The organism is Streptomyces peucetius (assembly GCF_025854275.1).
Classification (GTDB): Bacteria; Actinomycetota; Actinomycetes; order Streptomycetales; family Streptomycetaceae; genus Streptomyces; species Streptomyces peucetius_A.
On sequence record NZ_CP107567.1, the window covers coordinates 3,821,871 to 3,843,163 of the forward strand.

The window sequence follows — 21,293 nt, forward strand, 5'->3', positions numbered from 1 at the left end:
GAGCCGACCCTACGGGGTGCCCATGCCGTGGGACACGGGGTTCTCGACGACGAACGCCTCGCCGTTCGCCGGGACTCCGACTCCGCGCCAGCGGAACGGGATCCCGACCGCGGTGTCGGCGTCGGGGCCGTCCATCAGCTGGAAGTGGAGGTGGGGTTCGGTGGAGTTGCCCGAGTTCCCGCACCGGGCGATCTGCCGGCCCGCCCGCACCCGGTCACCGGGGCGGACGGTCACCGAGCCCAGCTGGAGGTGGGCGTACGCGGCGAACACACCGTTGCCGAGGTCGAGGACGACATGATTGCCAAGGATCTTGCGCACCCCGCCGATGTCCCGCAGCGACCCCTCGACGAGCATCAGATAGAGCACCGCGGGCAGGGAGTTGCGGCTGAGATGGTCGCGCTGGCGGTTCTCCGTGTGGACGACCGTGGCGTCCGCGACGGCGAACAGCGGCTCTCCGAAAGTGGGGAAGTCCTTGTTGCGGCGCACCATCGGCCACAGCGCCCGGAAGCCCGGCCGGCCGCCTTCCGCCGGCTCGGCCAGGACGTCGATGGCGTACGTCTGGCCGTAGCCGTGCGTGCCGTGGCTCGGTGTCCGGTCGGCGGGGCTGTTCAGCGCCGCCCAGCGACCGCGTACGGGGGGCTCGGTCTCGACCGGCTCACGCGGGTCCTGGCGCTGCACGCGCCGGGCGCGGGCCGAGGCGCCCAGGACTATCGCCACCGCGACCAGCGCGGGGAGCCAGATCCAGAGCATCGGGAACGGCAGACCGACAAAGACCTTGATGGCGACGAGCGCGAAGAACGCCATCCAGCTCAGCCGGTAGACGATCCTGAACAGTTTGCCGACGGTCATGTTTCTCTGTCCCCCTTGTCGTGTCACGGGCACGCGGCGGTCAGCACCACGAGCAGCGGGACCACACGGGCCCCGGGCACCTCGTAGCGACCGCGGCCTGTGGTGTGGAGCCAGCCCGCACCGGTCAGCTGGCGCAGATGGTGGTAGATCTGGCCGGTCGTGCCGAGCCCTTCGAGCTCGGCCAGTTCGGCGGCGGTGCGGCGGCCGCCGAGGATCTCGCGCAGCAGCCGCAGCCGGACGGCGTTGCCGAGGGCGGCCAGTGACTCAGCGGTCTGCGACCGGTCGCCGGCGTCCTCGCCGAGGACGTCGGCGGTGAGCACGCCGTACTGCCACTCGTACCGCTCTTGGGTGGGCAGGCGTACGGCTCCGGTGAAGAGCACGCCGCCGTCCGCTGCGGCCTCGCCCGCCTGGGCGAGTTGCTGCTTCAGGCCTTCCAGTGCCCAGAAATCGCCCTCTGCGGGCGCTGCGACGGTGGGCGCGGCGCCTTCGAGCGCCGCCATCCGCCGCTCCAACTCGGCGACCCGCTTCTCCAGATCCATGCCACGAGATTACGTAATTACGTAATCTCGTGCAAGCCTCCATGGAAGAACCCCCGCACCGGGCGGACCGGAGCGGGGGTTCCTTGAAGCGGGTCGAGGCGGGGTGAGGCAGGTCAGACGAGCAGACCCGGGATGGTCTCCTCGTGGGCGGTGCGCAGCTCGGTCAGCGGGATGCTGAACTCGCCCTGCACCTCCACCGCGTCACCGTCGACGACGCCGATGCGGGTCGCGGGCAGGCCGCGTGCGCCGCACATGTCGGTGAAGCGGAGCTCCTCGCTGCGCGGGACGGCGACGACCGCGCGGCCGGCCGATTCGCTGAGCAGGAACGTGAAGGCGTCGAGGCCGTCGGGGACGACCAGGCGGGCGCCGTTGCCGCCGCGCAGGCAGGACTCGACGACGGCCTGGACCAGTCCGCCGTCGGACAGGTCGTGGGCGGCGTCGATCATGCCGTCGCGGGAGGCCGAGATGAGGATCTCGCCCAGCAGCTTCTCCCGGTCGAGGTCGACCTTCGGCGGCATGCCGCCGAGGTGGTCGTGGATCACCTGGGACCAGGCCGAGCCGCCGAACTCCTCACGGGTGTCGCCCAGGAGATAGAGCAGCTGGCCTTCCTCGGCGAACGCGATCGGGGTCCGGCGGTTCACGTCGTCGATCACTCCGAGCACGGCCACGACCGGTGTCGGGTGGATCGCGCTCTCGCCCGTCTGGTTGTAGAGCGAGACGTTGCCGCCGGTGACCGGCGTGCCCAGCTGCAGGCAGCCGTCCGCCAGACCACGGGTGGCCTCGGCGAACTGCCACATGACATCCGGGTCCTCCGGCGAGCCGAAGTTCAGGCAGTCGGAGATCGCCAGCGGCCTCGCACCGGAAGCGGCGACGTTGCGGTACGCCTCCGCCAGCGCGAGCTGCGCACCGGTGTACGGGTCGAGCTTCGCGTACCGGCCGTTGCCGTCGGTCGCCATGGCCACGCCCAGGTTCGACTCCTCGTCGATCCGGACCATGCCCGCGTCCTCGGGCTGGGCAAGCACGGTGTTGCCCTGTACGAACCGGTCGTACTGGTCCGTGATCCACGCCTTGGAGGCCTGGTTCGGAGAGGCGACCAGCCTGAGGATCTGCTCGCGCAGCTCCTGCGCGTTCGCCGGACGGGCCAGCTTGTTCGCGTCGTCGGCCTGCAACGCGTCCTGCCACGACGGCCGGGCGTACGGACGGTGGTACGTCGGGCCCTCGTGGGCGACGGTGCCGGGCGGCACGTCCACGATCTGCTCGCCGTGCCAGAAGATCTCCAGCCGCTCGCCCTCGGTCACCTCACCGATGACGGTGGCGATGACGTCCCACTTCTCGCAGATCTCCATGAAGCGGTCGACGTGGTGCGGCTCGACGATCGCGCACATGCGCTCCTGCGACTCGCTCATGAGGATCTCCTCGGGCGAGAGCGTCGCATCGCGCAGCGGCACGGTGTCCAGCTCGACCCGCATACCGCCGGAGCCGGCGGACGCCAGCTCGGAGGTGGCACAGGACAGACCGGCGCCGCCGAGGTCCTGGATGCCCGCGACGAGCTTCTCCTTGAAGATCTCAAGGGTGCACTCGATCAGGAGCTTCTCCTGGAACGGGTCACCGACCTGCACGGCGGGCCGCTTGGTGGGCTTCGTGTCGTCGAAGGTCTCGGACGCGAGGACCGAGACGCCGCCGATGCCGTCGCCGCCGGTCCGGGCGCCGTAGAGGATGACCTTGTTGCCGGGGCCCGACGCCTTGGCGAGGTGGATGTCCTCGTGCTTCATCACACCGATGCAGCCGGCGTTGACCAGCGGGTTGCCCTGGTAGCAGGCGTCGAAGACGACCTCGCCACCGATGTTCGGCAGACCCAGGCAGTTGCCGTAGCCGCCGATGCCGGCCACCACACCCGGCAGGACACGCCTGGTGTCGGGGTGGTCGGCGGCACCGAAGCGCAGCGGGTCGACCACGGCGACCGGGCGGGCGCCCATCGCGAGAATGTCGCGGACGATGCCGCCGACGCCGGTGGCCGCACCCTGGTAGGGCTCGATGTACGAGGGGTGGTTGTGCGACTCGACCTTGAAGGTGACCGCGTAACCCTGGCCGACGTCGACGACACCCGCGTTCTCACCGATGCCGACGAGCATGGCGTCGTTTGCGGGGGTCTTCTCACCGAACTGCTTCAGATGGACCTTGCTGCTCTTGTACGAGCAGTGCTCGGACCACATGACGCTGTACATCGCGAGCTCCGCGCCGGTCGGACGCCGGCCCAGGATCTCGCGGATACGCGCGTACTCGTCCTCCTTGAGGCCGAGCTCCTTCCAGGGCTGCTCGGCGTCCGGGGTCTCGCCCGCGTGCTTGACGGTGTCGAGAGTCATGCTGCAATCAGCCTCTTCAGGATCGAGGTGAAGAATCCGAGCCCGTCGGTACGGCCGGTACCGATCAGGGGCTCCACGGCGTGCTCGGGGTGCGGCATCAGGCCGACCACGTTGCCCGCGGCGTTGGTGATGCCGGCGATGTCGCGCAGCGAACCGTTCGGGTTGCCGTCGAGGTAGCGGAACGCGACCCGGCCCTCCGCCTCGAGCTCGTCCAGCACCCGCTCGTCGGCGACGTACCGGCCGTCGATGTTCTTCAGCGGTACCGAGATCTCCTGGCCCGCCTCGTAGTCGGCCGTCCAGGCGGTGTCCGCGTTCTCCACCCGCAGCTTCTGGTCACGGCAGATGAAGTGCAGATGGTTGTTGCGCAGCATCGCGCCCGGCAGCAGATGCGACTCGGTGAGGATCTGGAAACCGTTGCAGATGCCCAGGACCGGCATACCGGCCCTCGCCTGCTCGACGATCGTGTCCATCACCGGCGAGAACCGGGAGATCGCCCCGGCACGCAGATAGTCGCCGTACGAGAAGCCTCCGGCGAGCACGACCGCGTCGACCTGCTTCAGGTCCTTGTCGCGGTGCCACAGCGGAACCGGCTCGGCGCCGGCGAGTCGCGCGGCGCGCAGCGCGTCACGGTCGTCCAGTGTTCCGGGGAAGGTGACGACTCCGATACGAGAGGTCACGACTCCACCTTCACGACGAAGTCCTCGATGACGGTGTTGGCGAGGAACGTTTCAGCCATCTCATGGATGCGGGCGAGCGCGGCGTCGTCGACGGGTCCGTCCACCTCCAGTTCGAAGCGCTTTCCCTGACGGACGTCCGCGATCCCGGCGAATCCCAGGCGAGGCAGTGCACGCTGCACCGCCTGTCCCTGGGGGTCGAGGATCTCGGGCTTGAGCATGACGTCGACTACGACGCGAGCCACGGGCACTCCCGGTGGTGTGTTGCGAGGGCGGTTCCCTCAGCGTACCCGGCTCGAAAATCTACGCGGGTAGATATACGGACGGCACACAAGAAAAACGACAGAAAGAATCCCGGCCTCCAATGCGAAGGACACGCGGAGGTAATTGCCAGGGCTTCACAATGCGCCACCGACCGCTGTACAAAGGAATGCAGAGGAAAGCAGCATTGCTCCTCGACGGCCGAATAGCCGGTATCACCGCACGTCAGAACCTGCTCCGTAACCGGTGATACCGCAGGGAAAGGACCGATATCCGTGGCTCAGCGAGTGGTGGTCACGCTCTCCGACGACATCGACGGCGGAGAAGCGGCGGAAACGGTCGAGTTCGGCCTCGACGGTAAGTCGTACGAGATCGACCTCAATCCCTCCAATGCAAAGAAACTGCGCAAGGCACTGGCGCCGTACATGGCGGCCGGCCGGAGGCGGGCGACCGGCGGCAAGCGCGACAGGTCCCGCACCGTCACCTACCGCCACACCGCGGTTGAGCCCGCGCCGGCGGCGGTCCGGGCATGGGCACAGTCCAACAAGATGGACGTCCCGGCCCGCGGGCGCATCCCCAAGCACGTCTACGAGGCGTTCCGCGAGGCGAGTTGAGCCGCACCCGGCCACGCCCGGGCCGAACGGAGTTGCACTGCACCCCTGGTGATCGGCTAGAGTCTGGAGCACGCCGAGGGGCAAGCCGAAAGGCCCGCCTCGAGCAGCGTGCGGGTGTAGTTCAGTAGTAGAACATCCCCCTTCCAGGGGGAAGGCGCAGTGTGCAATTCCTGTCACCCGCTCTGCATCGCTTTACCGTCCACCACTGTGGATCAGGTACAGTGATGAACGCACCGCCCAGTGAGAGCTGAGCGGGAGCAATGCGGACGTGGCTCAGTTGGTAGAGCATCACCTTGCCAAGGTGAGGGTCGCGAGTTCGAATCTCGTCGTCCGCTCAGCATCGAAGGCCCTGGTCGATATGACCAGGGCCTTCGTCGTTCCCCAGGGCCGCCGCCCCCTGATATTCGTCATGACCGGCGATGACAGGACGCACCTCCCATCCCCTTCGCCGGCGGAAGCCGTGGGCATGACCGACGACGACTGTGTGATCGAGACGGAGGGCGTGCGACGCGCGTGCCTACGCCAGCGGCATCGAAGCCGTGACCCGTATCACCTTCCGGGCCGCGCGCGGTGACATCTTCGCTGACGGCTTCGCCCGCCTGCGCACCGACGCCGACACCGACACCGACACCGACGACTGTGCGACCGCTGCTCGGCGACGAACTCCGGATCGGGGTGCGCGGGGCGGTGTGACTGTAGCCACAGTTGCGCGGGGCGAGCCGCCTGGCCGCAGGGCCCTGATCGTGGCCGGCCACGGACTGCCGGTCACCTGAGAAGGGCCCTCACGGCGTGGTGCGGGACTCCGCGCCGAAGGCCGTGAACGGTCGGGCGGCTCGCCGAGATCATCCGTACCGCGCACGCCGTAAGCCGTTACGTGGACCCCGAGTTGGCGGGCGACCCGCCGCTCCGCTCGAGAGGCCGCGGTGCCGGGTCTCGCGGCCGACGGGGCCCCGGTCGCGGAGATCGCCGAGCCGGCCTCGCTGTGTCAGAGGACGGTACGGACGCCGCTCCTCGGCCACGGCGGAGCCGAGTGCGGAAAACCGTCACACGGCAGTGCGTCTCGCACACCGCCGAGGTTGGGTATAGTGGGTTCCGCGCTACGGCGCATGCGGACGTGGCTCAGTTGGTAGAGCATCACCTTGCCAAGGTGAGGGTCGCGAGTTCGAATCTCGTCGTCCGCTCAGTGTGAAGCCCCCGGCGATCTCGCCGGGGGCTTCTTCGTGTGCCGCCGGGGCGGGGCCCGGCAGACGTTTCCCGTCCGCCGGACCTGCCGCCGCTACTGCCAGGCGGTGCCGGTCAGGAGCTCGTAGGCCTCCACGTACTTGGCCCGGGTCGCCGCCACGACCTCCTCGGGCAGGGCGGGCGGCGGCTGCTCGCCGGCGCGGTCCCAGCCGGAGGCGGGGGAGGTCAGCCAGTCGCGCACGAACTGCTTGTCGTACGACGGCTGGGCGCGCCCCGGCTCCCAGCTCGCGGCCGGCCAGAACCGGGACGAGTCCGGGGTGAGCACCTCGTCGGCGATGATCAGCGCGTCCCCGTCGAAGCCGAACTCGAACTTCGTGTCGGCCAAGATGATGCCCCGGCCGCGCGCGATGTCGCGAGCCCGGGAGTAGACGGCGAGGGTCGACTGGCGCAGCTGGGCGGCGGTCTCCGCACCGACCTGGCGGGCCACCTCCTCGTAGCTGACGTTCTCGTCATGCTCGCCGACGGCCGCCTTGGTGGCGGGCGTGAAGATCGGGGCGGGCAGCTCGGAGCCGTCGCTCAGCCCCTCGGGGAGCGCCAGACCGCACACCGTGCGGGTCTGCCGGTACTCGGCGAGGCCGGAACCGGTGAGGTAGCCGCGGGCCACGCACTCGACCGGGACCATGCGCAGCGACTTGCACACCATGGTGCGGCCGGCCCAGTCGGCGGGCGCGCCCTCGGGCACGTCCGTGGAGATGACGTGGTTGCCGATCAGGTCCTCGAGGCGCTCGAACCACCACAGCGAGAGCTGGGTCAGTACCCGGCCCTTGTCGGGGATCTCCGTGGGGAGCACCCAGTCGTACGCCGAGATGCGGTCGCTGGCGACCATCACGAGGTCGCCGGCCTCGTTCTGGTACAGGTCGCGCACCTTGCCGGTGTGCAGATGCACCAGACCTGGCACCTGCAGCGGCTCGGGCTTTTCGACGAATCCGGACACGGTTCCTCCCGTGGCTGTGAACAACAGCTCCGATTGTCCCGTACGCGGGCAGGAGGCACCCGGTCAGGGGTGGGGGCCCGGTCCTGCGGGCGGAAACGGTCCGGTTCCGCCCGCGGATGCGGTCCGGTTCCGCCCGCGGATGCGGTCCGGTTCCGCCCGTGAATGCGGCTCAGTCCCGCTTGCAGATGCGGTCCAGCAGATTGGCGGTCGCCCGCTGGATACGGGTGTCGACATGGCCGGGCCGGTCCAGGGCCGGAGACCAGGCGAACGTCCCCGACGCGAAGACGAGCGCACCCGAAGGGGCGCGGTAGAGCGACGTCTCCTGGTGGCGGCGTGCTCCGTCGCCGTCCCGGTAGGGGGAATGGGCCAGCAGGATCCGGCTCTCGTGCTCAGGCAGCGCGGTGCGAGGGAAGTACCGGTCGGCCTCGCCGGCGACCAGCCCCGGCAGCTCGTCGCCCTCCCCCGCCCCCGTCGCCTCCCACAGCCAGTGGTCCGCGTTCCGTACGACCAAGGGGGACGGTTCCGGCACGCGGCCCGCGTACTGGATGCCCAGCAACTGCTGCTCCGGCCGGTCCACCTCACGCCACAGGGCGTGCTTTCCCGGGCCCCGGCGTTTGCGGCAGGTCAGCAGCCGGTCGGGCACCCCGGAGGCGGAGGGGCCGAGCTCGACCTGCCAGTACATGGTGTTGGCGGAGAGGAACACGAGCGAGGTCCCCCGGTCGCGGGCCAGCTCCGTGGCACGCCGCATGGGGGGCGACCAGTACTCGTCGTGGCCGGGGAAGATCAGGCCCCGGTACCGCGCCGGGTCGATCCGGCCGGCATGCAGGTCGCGGGTCTCGGCGTAGGCCAGGTCGTAGCCGTACCGCTCCGCCCAGCGGATGAAGTCGTAGGCGTGGCCCACATGGAGCGGGAGGCCCGCGCCCGCGTACGGGCGGTCGAACGAGACCGTGATCGCGGCGTTCTCCTCGCCGAGCAGCATGCCTTCCTCGTCCCAGGCGTGGTAGAGACTCGCGCCGGTGCGGCCGTCCTCGGGGTAGAGGTTGTAGGCCTGCCAGGTGATGTCCGGCAGCAGCAGAAGAAGGTCCGCGGGATGGTCGTCGCGAACCGTGAAGGGGATGTGGGAGCGGTAGCCGTCGAGCGTGGTCAGTACGGCGACGTACGCGCCGATCGACCAGTAGGACGGGATCTGCAGCCGCCACGAGAGCCACCAGTGATGGCAGGAGACCGTGCGGTCGGCGGTGAGCGGGGGAGGTTGCACGATCCCGGAGAGCCGGGGGCTCGTGGTGATCTTGGCGGCGCCGTCTCCTCCGTAGTGCCCGATGCGGTAGATGTCGACGGAGAACTGCTGCGGCGGGTCCACAGTGATGTGGAAGTCGATCGCCTCGCCGGGGGCGGCGGCGCCGGTGCCGGCGAACCCCTTGATCTGGCGGCGCACGTCGTCCGCGCTGCGGGGGCCGCCGGAGCCTCCCCTGGCCAAGGTCGGGTCGGCGTACCAGGGGACGACCTGGCCGGTGTCGTCGAAGTAGTGCTCGCTGCCGCGCAGCCAGGGCAGCGGGCCCTGCCCGAAGGGGTCGGAGACGGCGTGCGCCAGGGCACCCGACTCCCAGCGCCTGATCTGGTCCGCCCCCATGCCTGCCCCCTCCCTCGGTGCCTCTGTGACCACCGTGCTGCGCCGACCTGTTCAGCGCCGGTCTCCAGCACATCACATTACGCACGCACTTCGTCACCGTTCGTCGCGAATCGACGACAAGGAGACGTCAAGCGGAAGAGATCGTTCCGCATTGAGTGCCGGTGACAGCGACCTCCCGGCCGCGGACCGTCGACCGCCCGCCGTCCGGTCCGTCATCCGGCCCGCCGTCCGTATCATGCGGTCCGCCGTCCGTCATGCGTCAGACGAGGCGGACCGGTTTTTCCGGGCGCACACCGAGGGAACCGAGCCAGCCCCGCAGCGGCTGCGCGTCTCCGTCCTCCACCAGGCTCAGCACCGGCGGTACCAGGTCCGACAGGCGCTCGCCGTCGACCAGGAGTGCCGGGCCGTCCAGCCAGTCCAGGCCGGGCACCGCGCCCACCGTGTCGACCGCTGTGCAGCACACCATCGCGACGACATGGTCGGCGAGCAGCTCCCGGCCCGTGCGGGGCGGCTGGAGCGGCATCAACGGCAGCGGATCGCCGCCGCCCCAGAGAGCCAGGGCCCCCTCGGAACCGTCCACCGCGGGCTCCACGGCCGGGGCGGGGTCGAGGGCCGCCTCCTCACGTGCGATCCGGGCGGTCAGCACGGCGGCCAGTGTGTCGCTCGCCTCTGCGCCCGGCCGTGCGGAGAGATGGTCGATGACCCGCGCCAGCGTCGGCCCCTGCGGCCCCCTCGACGGCGGGACGCCCAGCTCGTCGAGGACCCGGTGGATACGAGCCGCCTCCGTACGCCACTTCCGGTCGACGACCTCCTCCGGATACTGCTGCCAGTCGACCGGCGCCCAGTCGGGTCCCTGCCACGGGGGACCACCGTGGAAGAGCCGTGCGGCCAGCAGCGACGCCGCCTCGTCGACAGCGCCCGGTTCCTCCAGCAGGTCACAGGCGGGGCGCTCGCCCAGCCGCGAGGTGAAGCCCTCCGCCAGACGGTCGCGCCGCGACAGCTCCGTCAGCGCCGACACGACCCCTGCGTCCAGCCGCGACGGCCAGCGCCCCATCCGCCACGCGGGCAGCGCCACCCTCGTCAGCAGCCGGTCCCAGCCCGCGTACGCGAGACCGACCTGCTCCTGCGCGACGATCCGCAGCCCGTGGTCCACAGCCTGTGCGCGCTCCGAGGCGGCGGCCGCGACCCAGCGCTCCATACCCGCGGCCTGCTCCTGGCAGCCACGCAGCAGCAGCCGCGCCGCTCTGCCGAAGAAGCCGGCCAGCGCCTTGCCGAGGAAGCCCCGGCCGGGACGGGCGGCATCGGCCACCGCCGCGTCCAGCCCGCGTACGTAACGGCGGGCGGCGGCTATGTCGGGATCGGCTGCCGAACCGGTGCCGGCGACGACCGGGGCGAGCACCGCCCGCAGCTCGGCCACCCGCATCCACCACAGGAACGGCGACCCGATCACCAGCACGGGCGCCTCCCCCGTACGCCGCCGGGCACCCGATATCGAGTGCGCCGGATGCGACCGGTCCTCGAGCCAGCTGTCGCAGTCGGGCGTGAGCGCCACCGCGGACGGCGCGGGCACCTCCAGGCGCTCCGCCAGGTCCCGCACCAGCCGGTAGAGGTCCGGGGCGGAGCGCTCCGGAAGATCCACGGTCGGGCTGAGCGCAGGGGACGCCCGCACGATCACCGCGGTGACGGCGACGGCGGTCACCAGCACGATCACCGCGCACACCGACACGACCCAGCGGGCGATGTCCCAGCCGCCGCCCTCCATGTGGCCCGCCGCGCCGCCGGCGAACAGGACGACGGCGACCGCCGCCGGGAGGAGAGCCACGGCGACCGCCCTGCTGCGGACACGCAGCACGGCCAGCGCCATGGCACGCGCGCCCCTGGCGCCCATCGACTCACCGATACCGGTACTGGACACGGCCGGAACTCACCCCCTCTGCTCTGCGACGGTGTTGGTCACTCCCCCACTGTGGCACCGCCCACCGACATCGCAATGTCGGTGGGCCAAGTGCCGGAATGCCTGCGCCGCACCCTAGTTGGGGCTTTCGCGGCCGTCATCCGGATGGGGCAGCCGTCACTCGATGGAATGGCTTTGGGCAAAGGAACGCCCACCCGGACGGAAGGTCGGGGCGGGCGTCGAGCCACGGCTGAAAGGGGCTTGCTGGGGCTGCTCGGGCGGCGCTGCGGGAGGGTCGGACGCCTCGCGCGGGCGGGTAGCGCTCCGGCGCGCCCGGGCGGGGGCGGACCCGCGCCCGGGATCCTCCCGCCGAGGCGCCGGGGTCAGGCCTCCGCGGCCTTGCGGGCGATGTCCGTGCGGTGCTGGGAGCCGTCGAGACGGATCCTGGACACGGCGCGGTACGCGCGCTCACGGGCCTCGACGAGGTCCTTGCCGGTCGCCGTGACCGACAGCACCCGGCCGCCCGCGCTCACGACCGCGTCGCCGTCGCGCTTCGTACCGGCGTGCAGGACGTACGCGTGCGGCGCGTCCTCGGCCGCGACGGCGTCCAGGCCCTCGATCGGGTCGCCGGTGCGCGGCGTACCGGGGTAGTTGTGCGAGGCGACCACCACGGTCACGGCCGCGTCGTCGCGCCAGTTGAGAGGAGGTTCGGCGTCCAGAGTGCCCTTCGCCGCGTTGAGCAGGACGCTCGACAGCGGGGTCTTGAGGCGGGCCAGGACCACCTGGGTCTCGGGGTCGCCGAAGCGGGCGTTGAACTCGATCACCCGCACACCGCGGGAGGTGATGGCCAGCCCCGCGTACAGCAGTCCGGAGAACGGCGTACCGCGGCGGCGCAGCTCGTCGACCGTCGGCTGCAGCACGCTCGCCATGACCTCGTCGACCAGCTTGGGGTCGGCCCACGGCAGCGGCGAGTAGGCGCCCATGCCGCCCGTGTTGGGGCCCTCGTCGTTGTCGAGGGCCCGCTTGAAGTCCTGCGCGGGCTGCAGGGGGAGGACCGTCTCACCGTCGGTGATGGCGAACAGGGACACCTCGGGCCCGTCGAGGAACTCCTCGATCACGACCCGTTCGCAGGCCAGAGCGTGCTCGCGGGCCGCCACCGGGTCGTCCGTGACAACGACGCCCTTGCCGGCCGCGAGGCCGTCGTCCTTGACGACATAAGGGGCGCCGAAGGCGTCCAGCGCCTCGTCGATCTCCTCGGCGGTGGTGCAGACGTAGGCGCGGGCCGTGGGAACGCCGGCGGCCGCCATCACGTCCTTGGCGAAGGCCTTGGAGCCCTCCAGCTGCGCGGCCTCCGCCGAGGGGCCGAAGCAGGGGATGCCCGCCCTGCGCACGGCGTCGGCCACACCGGCGACCAGCGGCGCCTCGGGGCCGACCACGACGAGCCCCGCACCGATCGCGGTGGCCAGCTCCGCCACGGCGGCACCGTCCAGCTGGTCGACCGGGTGGAGTTCGGCGACCTCCGCGATGCCGGCGTTTCCGGGCGCGCAGTGCAGAGCGGTGACGTCGGGATCGAGGGACAGAGAGCGGCACAGGGCGTGTTCGCGGGCGCCGCCGCCGATGACGAGGACCTTCACGGCAGCCAGCCTAACCGCCGACCCGCCGGAGCCTCGTACGGGCCTCCGAGGAGGGGCCCGCTACTCGTTCGTATATTCCTCCACGACCGTGGCGCCGAGCTCGCGCACGATCAGGTCGTGGCCGGACAGCGCGGAGTCGACGAGGTCCGGGTCGTCGGCCTCCGGCACGTCGTCCTCGAGGGAGACCGGGGGCGGCGTGTACGCCTCCGGCGGCCGGGGCGGCTCCGGTGCGGGAGCGGCGGGGCCCGGGGCGGAGGCAGCCTGGTGGGACGGCTGGGCCGCGGGCTGGGCGGGGCGCGGTGCCGGCGGGGCCGCGGGAGCGGGCGCCGGGGCGGCGGACTGCGGCCGGCTCTGGCCGTAGCCGCCCTGGGTGCTTTGGGCGCCGTAACCACCCTGGCCGGGGCCGGGCTGGTTCCCGTAACTGCCGGGACCCGACGAGGGGGCCGGGGCGGTGCCACCGGGTCCGCCGGAACCTCCGGACGGGTCGATGATCGCCTCGACCTTCCACTGCACGTTGAACTGCTCGGCGAGCGCCTGCTTCAGGACGTCCTCGCTGCCGCTGCTCGAGAACGTGTCCCGGGCACCGGCGTTGATGAAGCCGAGCTGGAGAGTCGTCCCGTCGAAGCCCGCCACCTGCGCGTTCTGGCTGAGCAGGATCCAGGTGAAGCGGCGGCGGTTCTTCACTGCCTCCAGGATCTCCGGCCACATGTTCCGTACCTGGCCGGCTCCCTGCGCCATGCCCGGGCCGGGCCCCGCGCCGGGAGCCGGAGCCGCCGGGGCGGGCGCGGCCGGGGCAGGGGCCGGCGCAGCAGCGGCGGGCGGCGGGGTGCCCTGGCCCGGCGCGGAGGCCGTGGGCCAGCCACCGGGCCGACGAGCCGGCTCGGCGGCCGCGGAAGGCCCGGTGGTACCGGGCCAGGCGCCGGGCCGAGGGCCGGCAGGCGGCTGGCTCTGCCGGGGCTGTGGCTGCTCGGCCTGCGGCTGAGGCGGTGAGGGCTGCTGTTGCGCGGGCTGCGGTTGCGGCTGCGCGGCGGGCGGGGGCGCTGCCGCGGGAGCGGGCGCCGGGACGGCAGGGGGCTGAGCGGGGCCGGCCGGCGGCCCCGCGTCGCCACGCACCGCGGCACGGGCGGCGGCCGGGCCGCCACCCGGGGGCACCGGCACATGCGCCTGGGCGTCCGGCCCCGGCACGTACCCCATGGCGGGTCCCTGCCCGCTGGGCGAGAACGACGCCCCGCGCTCCAGACGGTCCAGCCTGGCCTGCACCGACCGCTCGTCGTCGAACGCCGCGGGCAGCAGCACCCGGGCGCAGATGAGCTCCAGCTGGAGCCGCGGCGAAGTGGCTCCACGCATCTCGGTCAGACCTGTGTTGACCAGATCGGCGGCCCTGCTGAGCTCGGCGGCGCCGAAGACCGAGGCCTGCGCCTGCATCCGCTCGACCACGTCGGCCGGGGCGTCGATCAGCCCCTTCGTGGCGGCGTCCGGCACAGCGGCGAGGATCACCAGGTCGCGCAGCCGCTCCAGCAGATCGGCGACGAACCGGCGCGGATCGTTCCCGCCTTCGATGACACGGTCGACGACCTCGAAGGCCGCGGCCCCGTCGCCCGCCGCGAAGGCGTCCACGACGGAGTCGAGGAGCGACGTGTCCGTGTAACCGAGAAGAGCCGTCGCCATGGCATATGTCACACCGTCGTCGGCGGCGCCGGCGAGCAGCTGGTCCATGACGGACATGGAGTCACGCACGGAGCCCGCGCCCGCCCGCACGACCAGCGGCAGGACCCCGTCCTCGACGGGAATGCCCTCCTGGCCGCACACGGCGCCCAGGTACTCCCGCAGGGTGCCGGGGGGAACCAGGCGGAACGGATAGTGGTGCGTCCTCGACCGGATCGTCCCGATGACCTTCTCGGGCTCGGTGGTCGCGAAGATGAACTTCAGATGCTCCGGCGGCTCCTCGACCACCTTCAGCAGGGCGTTGAACCCCGCGGAGGTGACCATGTGGGCCTCGTCGATGATGTAGATCTTGTAACGACTGCTCGCCGGGCCGAAGAACGCCTTCTCGCGCAGCTCACGGGCGTCGTCCACGCCACCGTGCGAAGCGGCGTCGATCTCGATGACATCGATCGATCCCGGCCCGTTGCGCGCCAGGTCACGGCAGGACACGCACTCCCCGCAGGGTGTCGGAGTCGGCCCCTGCTCGCAGTTCAGGCAGCGCGCGAGGATGCGGGCGCTGGTCGTCTTGCCGCAGCCGCGCGGCCCGCTGAACAGGTACGCGTGATTGACCCGGTTGTTCCGCAGGGCCTGCTGAAGCGGGTCAGTGACATGCTCCTGACCGATGACCTCTGCGAACGACTCGGGGCGGTAGCGGCGGTACAGCGCAAGGGACGACACACCTACGAGGTTATCGGGGCCCACCGACAACCGGAGCCGCCCCGGACCCCGGGTAACGCAAGCGCCCCTCACGCACCCGCCAGAGCCGACCTACCCTTGCTGCCTTCCGGCCCTGGGGGAGTTCAGTCAGATAGCGCCACGTGAGGGGCTGAGGCCAGGTTACCCGATGCGCGGGGGTGGTCGGGCCACCCGGGGCAGTCGGACCGGCTTCCCCGGAGAGAGATCGCGAAGGGGTTCGCGAGCACTCCTCAACGTCTTGTATTGTTTGCGGCGGAGGATTCGCCTAGTGGCCTAGGGCGCACGCTTGGAAAGCGTGTTGGGGGCAACCCCTCACGAGTTCGAATCTCGTATCCTCCGCCAGTGCCTCACCGGGCACTAACGTCGAAGGGCCCCGCTGCTTGCAGCGGGGCCCTTCGACGTTGTCCTCAGCCCTGGTTGTCCTGGTTTTTGTCCACAGCGGGTGTTTCCGGGTCCCCCAGATCGCATCGGCGATCTTCCGGGCGATGTCCTTGAGCATGGCGTCCGGCACGTGGAGGTACCGCGCCAGCATGCTTGCGGAAGTGCCCGGCTCCCGCCCCATGATCTGATCAATGACCCGGGCCGGGACACCGAGCAGCATGAGCACAGTGGCGGCCGCGTGTCGGGCGTCGTGCAGCCGACCGTCCCGAGCCCTCGCGTCTTCCAGCAGACGCTTCCAGTCGTGGTAGTCCGTGTTCGGGCTCAAGGGGCCACCCAGCGGCTTGGTGAACACGTAGTCCGACGCGGTCCAAAGGTCGCCGGCCGCCTTGTGCTCGCGCTCCTGCGTCTCGGCGTGTGCACGGAGCATGGCGACCAGCGGACCCGGCAGGGGCACGGCACGTCGGCCCGCCCGGGACTTGGTGTTCTTGGTCTCACGCCGGACCTGCACCTTGTGCGGGCAGTATCCCGCCTTCCGGCCGCACGGTGAGGCTTCCGGACACCCGTGCTCGTACCTGGGGCGCAGACGGTTCCGCCGCAGCTTCGGGTACTCGTTGCCCAGGTCGACGTCAGACCAGCGCAGTCCCAACGTCTCACCCTGCCGCAGACCGAGCGCCAGCGCCAGCATCCAACGGGCGCTGTTCCGGCGCTTGTTGGCTTCGAGCAGTAGGCACTGAACCTCTTCAACGGAGTAGGGCTCAACCTCTGATTCGTCCTCTTCCATCCATGGTGGCTTCGCCAACGCGGCAGCGTTCTTCGCCGCGTGGCCGCGCCGTACCTCCCCCAGTGCGGTTCCGGCGGTCCGGTGAGCCTGGTGAGCCGTTCCGGCCTTACGCTGCCCGTTCGCCTGCATACGGCGGTACAGGCTTGCCAGGTGCTCGGGCTGCAAACGGTCAAGGCAGTGCTTGCCGACCCCGGGCACGAGGTGCACGCGAACGGCGGCCTCGTACCGCTTGGCGGCTGGGGTCCTCGGCGTGTCACGGTCTCATTTATTTCCGGTGTTTGCGACATTCTGCACGGCGTGACGCAGCGCTCTCCTGGCGTGGACACAGCGATCAGCGGTGAATCTACCCTTCGCCGCCAGCCAGTGCCCGGGACAGCCGACCCGTCGACCCGCCCGGCAGGACCAGTCCCGACTGCCAGGCCGCGAAGGACAGCTGGTCCACCGAAAGCTCGATGATGCGAGTCATGGCGCGTGCACCGTGGCCGACGCCGGACTCGACACGCAGGAGGGTCAGTCCCCTTCCGTCCTCGGCCGGCGAGGGACCGACGGCATGCTGAAGTCCCGCGCACATTTTGCGCGCATGCAGAGGGTCCACCACGGCGTCCCCCTCGGAAACCGTCAGGAGGACCGCCGGGTAGTCAGTTCCGTCGCTGACGTGGTGGTAGGGGGAGTAGCCGAGGAGCCAGGCCAGTTCCTCGCGCACTGTCGCGGAGCCGTATTCCGCGGTCCAGGACGCGCCGAGACCGGAGTATTCGTAGCGCATCATGTCCAGGACCGGTGCCGCGCACACGACCGCTCGGTAGAGGTCAGGGCGCTGGGTCAGCGCGGCGCCGACCAGCAGACCGCCATTCGACTCACCGCTGATCACAAGCTGGGACGGGGTGGTCCAGCCCTGTTGGCAGAGGGCCTCAGCGACTGCGTGGAAGTCGTCGACGGACTTCTGCTTGCAGGCCCGGGTACCCGAATGGTGCCAGTCGGCCCCTTCCTCCCCGCCGCCTCGTACGTGAGCGACCGCATAGACACCGCCGGCCTCGACCCAGGCGACGACCTCAGGGTTGTACACGGGGGTGTAGGACAGGCCGAACCCGCCGTAGCCGTAGAGGATGGCCGGGCGCGGTCGTCGAGTTCTGCCGTGTGTCTCCTCGCCGTGCGGTGCGAGGACAGTGATCCGTACGGGTGTGCCGTCCGCTGACGCGCACGTGATCTGTCGCATCGTGCCGACGGCCCGGTGGGCCGGTTCGGGCCCGTGTCCCGGCGGGGTCGCCCATACAGTCGTCGTGCGGTCTGTGGCGTCCCAGCGGAAGACGGTCACGGGAGTGAACGGGTCGGTGTACGTGAACCACACCTCGTGGCCTGTGCCTCGGATCTCCCCCACCGTTCCCAGCCCTGGCGTCGGGATGGTCTCCAGCTGTGTCCCGGTCTCCAGGTCGTGCACGGTGATCTCGCTGACAGCGTGGCGGCTCCGGACGACCAGGAGCAGCGCTCGGTCCAGGCCCGGGCCGTCCAGGAGAGTGAAGTGGTCCAGTCGGGCCTGCGGGTCCTCGGGGAGGAGTTCCTTCCACGTTTCGGGCGGCGGCGCGCCCAAGGCATCGAGTTCTTCGAGGTCGACGGCCGCAAGTCGTCCGCGGGGCGCGTCATGGTCGGTGTGCAGGTACAGGGTTCCGTGCCGGCCGACGACCGCGTTCGTGTGAGCGTCGATGCCTGTCTGCACCGGTACGAACGCCGGCGCCTCGTGACCGTGCTTCGTGATGTCCGCGATCCATATGTCATTGCGGCGTACCGCACCGACGGCGCGCGTCACGGTGAGCCAGCGGCCGTCCGCGCTGACACCGGCCGTGTACGAAGCCGTCTTGGGACCGTCGTGCCCGAAGACGAGCCGGTCATCCGTGTCGGGGGCCGTGCCCACGCGATGCAGGTGGACACGCCGGTGGTAGCGCTCCTCACCAGGTGGCACCGCGTGGGCGGGCAGGCGTCGTACGTAGTAGAAGCAGTCGCCGCCGGGCAGCCAGGCGATCGGGGACTGCCGACAACGGGAGATGGGGCCGTCGAGCAGGGCGCCTGAGCCGACGTCCAGGACGTACAGCAGGCTGCCGTCGTCTCCCCCGGTCGAAACCTGGTAGACGAGCCGACGGCCTTCCCGGTCGGGGTGCCAGGTGTCCAACGTGGTGCGTCCGGTCGGGTCGAGGGCCATGGGGTCGAGGAGGACTCGTTCGGTGCCGTCCGGGTCCACGACGTGCAGGACGGCGTGCTCCTGTCCCGGGCAGCGCCGCATGAAGAACCGTCGCGCCCCCCGCCACACCGGAGGACCGGTCACGCCGAGGGACAGCAGTCCTTCCATCCGGCCGCGCAGCCAGTCGCGCCCCGGCAGGTCGTCGAGGGCGGCGTGGCGCAGCGCGTCCTGCGCGGCCAGCCACGCCAGGGTCTCTGCGCTGTCGCCCTGTTCCAGCCACCGGTACGGGTCGGCGATTCGGTGCTCGAAGAGGTGGTCCACCACATCCTGGCGGCGCGCCGCCGGATGTCGTAGGCGGATCATTGAACGCCTTCCTGTTCGTCCATGAGGTCCGCGGCTTCCATGGTGTCCGCGACCAGGGCCGCATACCGGCGGACCTCCGTTTCGTCCCAGGTGACGAAGACGGAGAAGTCATGGAGGTGCAAGAGCGAGCGCAGCACGGTGGAGCGGTGGACCAAGGGATCGCAGGGCCGCCCGTAGCCGCTGAGGAAGGACTGCTCCAGCCGCTCCCAGTCGGTCTCGGGGCGATGCAGCCGGGCCGAGAAGAAGCGGAGTTCCCGAAGCTCGGCGAGGACCCAGCCGACGTCCCACTGCCAGGGGGCGACACCGACGTCCTCACCGGTGATCAGCCCATGGGGGGTGTCGCGGACTTCGGCGGGCACCAGCAGTCCGAGACCGGGAGCACCGTGGACCAGCGTGCGCGGCACGGCCTGCGGCAGCTCGCTCAACCACCCTTCGACACGGCGCGAGCGGGAGGTGCCGAGCAACTCCCGCAGACAGCGGTGCAGTTGTGCGGCACGGCCGGCTGCCGGCGAGTCGGCCCAGGAGCGCAGTCTGCGCCATGCGCCCGGCAGCGCGTACGCGTCGGCCTCGCCCGCCGTCGGCAGCGGTGCCGCATGGAGCGCTCGGAGCAGGCAGCCGAAGCCGTACAGCACGTCCTGCGTGCTCAACGTGTCGTTCGGCGCGCTCGAGGGATCGCCGGGCAGCAGCAGCTCGGCCAGGGATCTGCGTCCGGGCAGCGGATAGCGCAGTCCCCCTTCGCTGCCGTACGCGCGCGGCAGGACACACTGGACGCCGGGGCCGCGATCGGTGGCCGGGTCGTGTTCCAGAGCCGTCAAGGCGGCCAGGAGCGCGCGAGGCGGTTGCCGCAGCGATCCGGATCGAGCCGCCCCGGGAGTACGAATCCAGGTGAAGCGGCCGCCTTGCGCACCGGCCAGCACCTTGGTGCGTACGAGCCCGCTGCCGTACTCGGCCACGACGGTTCCGGCGGTCATCCTTCCTCGCCTTCGCCCCGCGCGGCCACAAGCTCCCTGTGGCGCTTCTCGATGAGGTTGAGGAGGGTCGGCAGCGGGGCGGCGGTGGACCGCTCGACGCGTCCCGTGGTCACGCTGCGCCCCAGCTCGGGCTCTGCCACGGCCACTTGGGGGCGTGCGCGCAGTGCGGCCAGGTGGGAGCGGAAGGCGTGGCTCTGGTATCCGCCCGGCGGGAGGGCCGGGGACAGGCCGATCGGCGCGGTGGTGCACTGGAGCGCCAGCATCACGGGGGTGTCGCCGAGCCCGAGGGCCAGCCGGCTGACGAAGTGGAAGGTGGCAGGGAAGACGGCCACCGCCTCGGGCCAGTCGGCGAGTTCCACATGCGGGGCAGTCACCTGCGGTTCCGTGGGCCATGCGTCGTGGAACAGGGGCTTGCCCCCGATCGCGGTGAGCGCAGCGGGCGCGACGAAAGTGGTGGCCTGACGGGTGAGCGCCACTCTCGTCTCGATGTGGGGGTAGCTCTCGCACAGCCAGCCGAGCCAGCCCGGGAGCGAGGAGACCCCGAGCGCTCCCGTTCCCACCAGGAGCAGGCGGCGGAAGGTGAGGTCGGACAGTGCCGAGTGGTCGCCGTGGGTCATCGCACGCTCCTCCGTGCTGCGGTGATGGTGCCGAGCGCGTCCAGCGAGGCGCGTGTCCCGTCGACGGTTTGGATGCCGATCGCGCTGAGCACCACCTCGTCGGCCCCGGCCTCCCGGTACGCCACGACTGCGCGGAGGATGTCGTCGGCGCCGCCCACCGCCGCCGTACCGCTGTCGAGGAGCCGGGCCGAGGTCTTCGGCAGATCCTGCGGGTCGACCTCGATTCCGGCGCGGCGGAGCATGTCGGCGTAGTGCGGGGCCTGGAGGTGGGCCTTCGAGGCGGCGAGCACGATCCGCTCGTGGTCGCGGCCCGGGGCATCGAGCGAGACGTGGACGACGGCGGCCACGCGCGGGCGGGGACGATCCGCGCGATCCGCTCCCCTGGCCAGCGCGGGGACGATCACCTCCGCTAGGTAGCTCGGGGGCGCGAGCCAGGTGATGGCGACGTCCGCGAGCTCTCCGGCCAGCTCGGCCATCCGGGGCCTGAGCACCCCCAGGCCCAGTTCGACGCGCGGGGTGTCCATGGCCACGAGGGCTCCACCCATCGCGTGGTACTCGCCGACGAGGTCGACGACCTCTCCTGCCAGGAGATCACGGACGATGGTGGCGTACTCGCGCACCGCGGTGAGCGGACTCTCGTAGCCCTGCCCGCGCAGTGACCGGACGAACGGCTCCGGCCCGGTGCCGAGCCCTGTGACGAACGGCTGTCCGGTCAAGGCCGCGAGGGAGCGCGCCTGGAGAGCAGTCTGGAAGGGGTGGCGCAGTGGCATGAGGGTCACGCTGGTGCCCATGGGTATCCGGGCACCGGCACCGGCTGCGTGGGCGAGCGCGGAATGCGGCTCGATCAGGAGCGACTGACCGGTCCACAGCCGCTCGACGTCTCCTTTCCGAACGATGTCCGCGAACGGCAGCAGTTGTTCACCGGATACCGGCATGAAAGGAAGGAGAATCGACGTGCTCATTTCTCGGTGCCGCC

15 protein-coding genes, 4 tRNA genes, 1 other RNA gene and 2 pseudogenes are annotated in these 21,293 nt (G+C 70.9%); 6 read left to right on the plus strand and 16 right to left on the minus strand.

Annotated features, from left to right (window positions below):
• Nucleotides 1-9 precede the first annotated feature (9 nt).
• The 5 genes from OGH68_RS17480 to purS all read right to left on the minus strand — a co-directional run bounded on the left by OGH68_RS17480 (nt 10) and on the right by purS (nt 4,670).
• Nucleotides 10-849, minus strand: coding sequence for a M23 family metallopeptidase (locus tag OGH68_RS17480; protein ID WP_264245089.1), 840 nt, complete (start codon nt 847-849; stop codon nt 10-12).
• Nucleotides 850-872: 23 nt separating this feature from the next.
• On the minus strand, nt 873-1,388 hold the full coding sequence (locus OGH68_RS17485) for an ArsR/SmtB family transcription factor (RefSeq protein ID WP_264245091.1): 516 nt from the start codon (nt 1,386-1,388) through the stop codon (nt 873-875).
• 113 nt (nt 1,389-1,501) lie between these two features.
• The gene (gene purL / locus OGH68_RS17490) at nt 1,502-3,751 is read right to left on the minus strand and encodes a phosphoribosylformylglycinamidine synthase subunit PurL (RefSeq protein ID WP_264245092.1); all 2,250 of its coding nucleotides are present in this window, start codon (nt 3,749-3,751) and stop codon (nt 1,502-1,504) included.
• Nucleotides 3,748-4,428 (minus strand): phosphoribosylformylglycinamidine synthase subunit PurQ, encoded by a 681-nt coding sequence (purQ, locus tag OGH68_RS17495; protein WP_264245094.1) that lies wholly within the window; start codon nt 4,426-4,428, stop codon nt 3,748-3,750. Before purQ ends, purL begins: the two co-directional genes overlap by 4 nt.
• A complete protein-coding gene (gene purS, locus OGH68_RS17500) occupies nt 4,425-4,670 on the minus strand; it encodes a phosphoribosylformylglycinamidine synthase subunit PurS (protein WP_189887244.1) in 246 nt (81 codons plus the stop codon). Before purS ends, purQ begins: the two co-directional genes overlap by 4 nt.
• Nucleotides 4,671-4,961: 291 nt before the next feature.
• On the opposite strand from purS, the gene OGH68_RS17505 reads away from it, so the two are divergent.
• The 5 genes and pseudogenes from OGH68_RS17505 (at nt 4,962) to OGH68_RS17525 (ending at nt 6,481) form a co-directional block, all read left to right on the plus strand.
• Nucleotides 4,962-5,300 (plus strand): histone-like nucleoid-structuring protein Lsr2, encoded by a 339-nt coding sequence (locus OGH68_RS17505; protein ID WP_264245095.1) that lies wholly within the window; start codon nt 4,962-4,964, stop codon nt 5,298-5,300.
• A 110-nt stretch (nt 5,301-5,410) separates the two neighbouring features.
• Nucleotides 5,411-5,482: transfer RNA gene (locus OGH68_RS17510), tRNA-Gly, on the plus strand.
• A gap of 80 nt (nt 5,483-5,562) precedes the next feature.
• Nucleotides 5,563-5,635, plus strand: a tRNA-Gly gene (locus tag OGH68_RS17515).
• A gap of 351 nt (nt 5,636-5,986) precedes the next feature.
• Nucleotides 5,987-6,386 (plus strand): annotated as a pseudogene (locus OGH68_RS17520) (DNA-binding response regulator); the annotation flags it as partial.
• Nucleotides 6,387-6,408: 22 nt separating this feature from the next.
• A tRNA-Gly gene (locus tag OGH68_RS17525) sits at nt 6,409-6,481 on the plus strand.
• Between the two features lie 95 nt (nt 6,482-6,576).
• Here the strand turns inward: OGH68_RS17525 and OGH68_RS17530 are convergent.
• The 6 genes from OGH68_RS17530 to ffs form a co-directional block, all read right to left on the minus strand.
• Entirely contained in the window at nt 6,577-7,476 is a 900-nt protein-coding gene (locus tag OGH68_RS17530) for a phosphoribosylaminoimidazolesuccinocarboxamide synthase (protein WP_264245096.1), read from the minus strand.
• A 169-nt stretch (nt 7,477-7,645) separates the two neighbouring features.
• Nucleotides 7,646-9,106, minus strand: coding sequence for a N,N-dimethylformamidase beta subunit family domain-containing protein (locus OGH68_RS17535; RefSeq protein ID WP_264245099.1), 1,461 nt, complete (start codon nt 9,104-9,106; stop codon nt 7,646-7,648).
• A 259-nt stretch (nt 9,107-9,365) separates the two neighbouring features.
• A complete protein-coding gene (locus tag OGH68_RS17540; RefSeq protein WP_264245100.1) occupies nt 9,366-11,021 on the minus strand; it encodes a hypothetical protein in 1,656 nt (551 codons plus the stop codon).
• 362 nt (nt 11,022-11,383) lie between these two features.
• Nucleotides 11,384-12,634, minus strand: a complete 1,251-nt coding sequence (gene purD / locus OGH68_RS17545) for a phosphoribosylamine--glycine ligase (RefSeq protein ID WP_264245102.1) — start codon at nt 12,632-12,634, stop codon at nt 11,384-11,386.
• Nucleotides 12,635-12,694: 60 nt separating this feature from the next.
• On the minus strand, nt 12,695-15,016 hold the full coding sequence (locus tag OGH68_RS17550; RefSeq protein ID WP_264245104.1) for a DNA polymerase III subunit gamma and tau: 2,322 nt from the start codon (nt 15,014-15,016) through the stop codon (nt 12,695-12,697).
• A gap of 54 nt (nt 15,017-15,070) precedes the next feature.
• Nucleotides 15,071-15,169, minus strand: an RNA gene (gene ffs / locus OGH68_RS17555) — signal recognition particle sRNA small type.
• Between the two features lie 119 nt (nt 15,170-15,288).
• Here ffs and OGH68_RS17560 point away from each other — a divergent pair.
• A tRNA-Ser gene (locus OGH68_RS17560) sits at nt 15,289-15,376 on the plus strand.
• Between the two features lie 65 nt (nt 15,377-15,441).
• Here the strand turns inward: OGH68_RS17560 and OGH68_RS17565 are convergent.
• From OGH68_RS17565 to OGH68_RS17585, 5 genes and pseudogenes are all read right to left on the minus strand, one after another.
• Nucleotides 15,442-16,421, minus strand: a pseudogene (locus OGH68_RS17565) (tyrosine-type recombinase/integrase); the annotation flags it as partial.
• A 118-nt stretch (nt 16,422-16,539) separates the two neighbouring features.
• Nucleotides 16,540-18,729 (minus strand): prolyl oligopeptidase family serine peptidase, encoded by a 2,190-nt coding sequence (locus OGH68_RS17570; RefSeq protein ID WP_264245106.1) that lies wholly within the window; start codon nt 18,727-18,729, stop codon nt 16,540-16,542.
• A complete protein-coding gene (locus tag OGH68_RS17575; protein ID WP_264245107.1) occupies nt 18,726-19,700 on the minus strand; it encodes an aminoglycoside phosphotransferase family protein in 975 nt (324 codons plus the stop codon). The genes OGH68_RS17570 and OGH68_RS17575 overlap by 4 nt, the downstream gene beginning before the upstream one ends.
• Nucleotides 19,697-20,317, minus strand: a complete 621-nt coding sequence (locus OGH68_RS17580) for a flavoprotein (RefSeq protein WP_264245108.1) — start codon at nt 20,315-20,317, stop codon at nt 19,697-19,699. The genes OGH68_RS17575 and OGH68_RS17580 overlap by 4 nt, the downstream gene beginning before the upstream one ends.
• Nucleotides 20,314-21,252 (minus strand): LLM class flavin-dependent oxidoreductase, encoded by a 939-nt coding sequence (locus OGH68_RS17585; protein WP_264245109.1) that lies wholly within the window; start codon nt 21,250-21,252, stop codon nt 20,314-20,316. Before OGH68_RS17585 ends, OGH68_RS17580 begins: the two co-directional genes overlap by 4 nt.
• Nucleotides 21,253-21,293: the final 41 nt, after the last annotated feature.

What these genes read in the sequence shown, in the direction of transcription:
- purL (WP_264245092.1), bottom strand. Translation starts at nt 3,751, where the DNA reads ATGACTCTCGACACCGTCAAGCACGCGGGCGAGACCCCGGACGCCGAG.
- OGH68_RS17480 (WP_264245089.1), bottom strand. Translation starts at nt 849, where the DNA reads ATGACCGTCGGCAAACTGTTCAGGATCGTCTACCGGCTGAGCTGGATG.
- OGH68_RS17580 (WP_264245108.1), bottom strand. Translation starts at nt 20,317, where the DNA reads ATGACCCACGGCGACCACTCGGCACTGTCCGACCTCACCTTCCGCCGC.
- OGH68_RS17535 (WP_264245099.1), bottom strand. Translation starts at nt 9,106, where the DNA reads ATGGGGGCGGACCAGATCAGGCGCTGGGAGTCGGGTGCCCTGGCGCAC.
- OGH68_RS17585 (WP_264245109.1), bottom strand. Translation starts at nt 21,252, where the DNA reads ATGCCGGTATCCGGTGAACAACTGCTGCCGTTCGCGGACATCGTTCGG.
- OGH68_RS17485 (WP_264245091.1), bottom strand. Translation starts at nt 1,388, where the DNA reads ATGGATCTGGAGAAGCGGGTCGCCGAGTTGGAGCGGCGGATGGCGGCG.
- OGH68_RS17575 (WP_264245107.1), bottom strand. Translation starts at nt 19,700, where the DNA reads ATGACCGCCGGAACCGTCGTGGCCGAGTACGGCAGCGGGCTCGTACGC.
- OGH68_RS17570 (WP_264245106.1), bottom strand. Translation starts at nt 18,729, where the DNA reads ATGATCCGCCTACGACATCCGGCGGCGCGCCGCCAGGATGTGGTGGAC.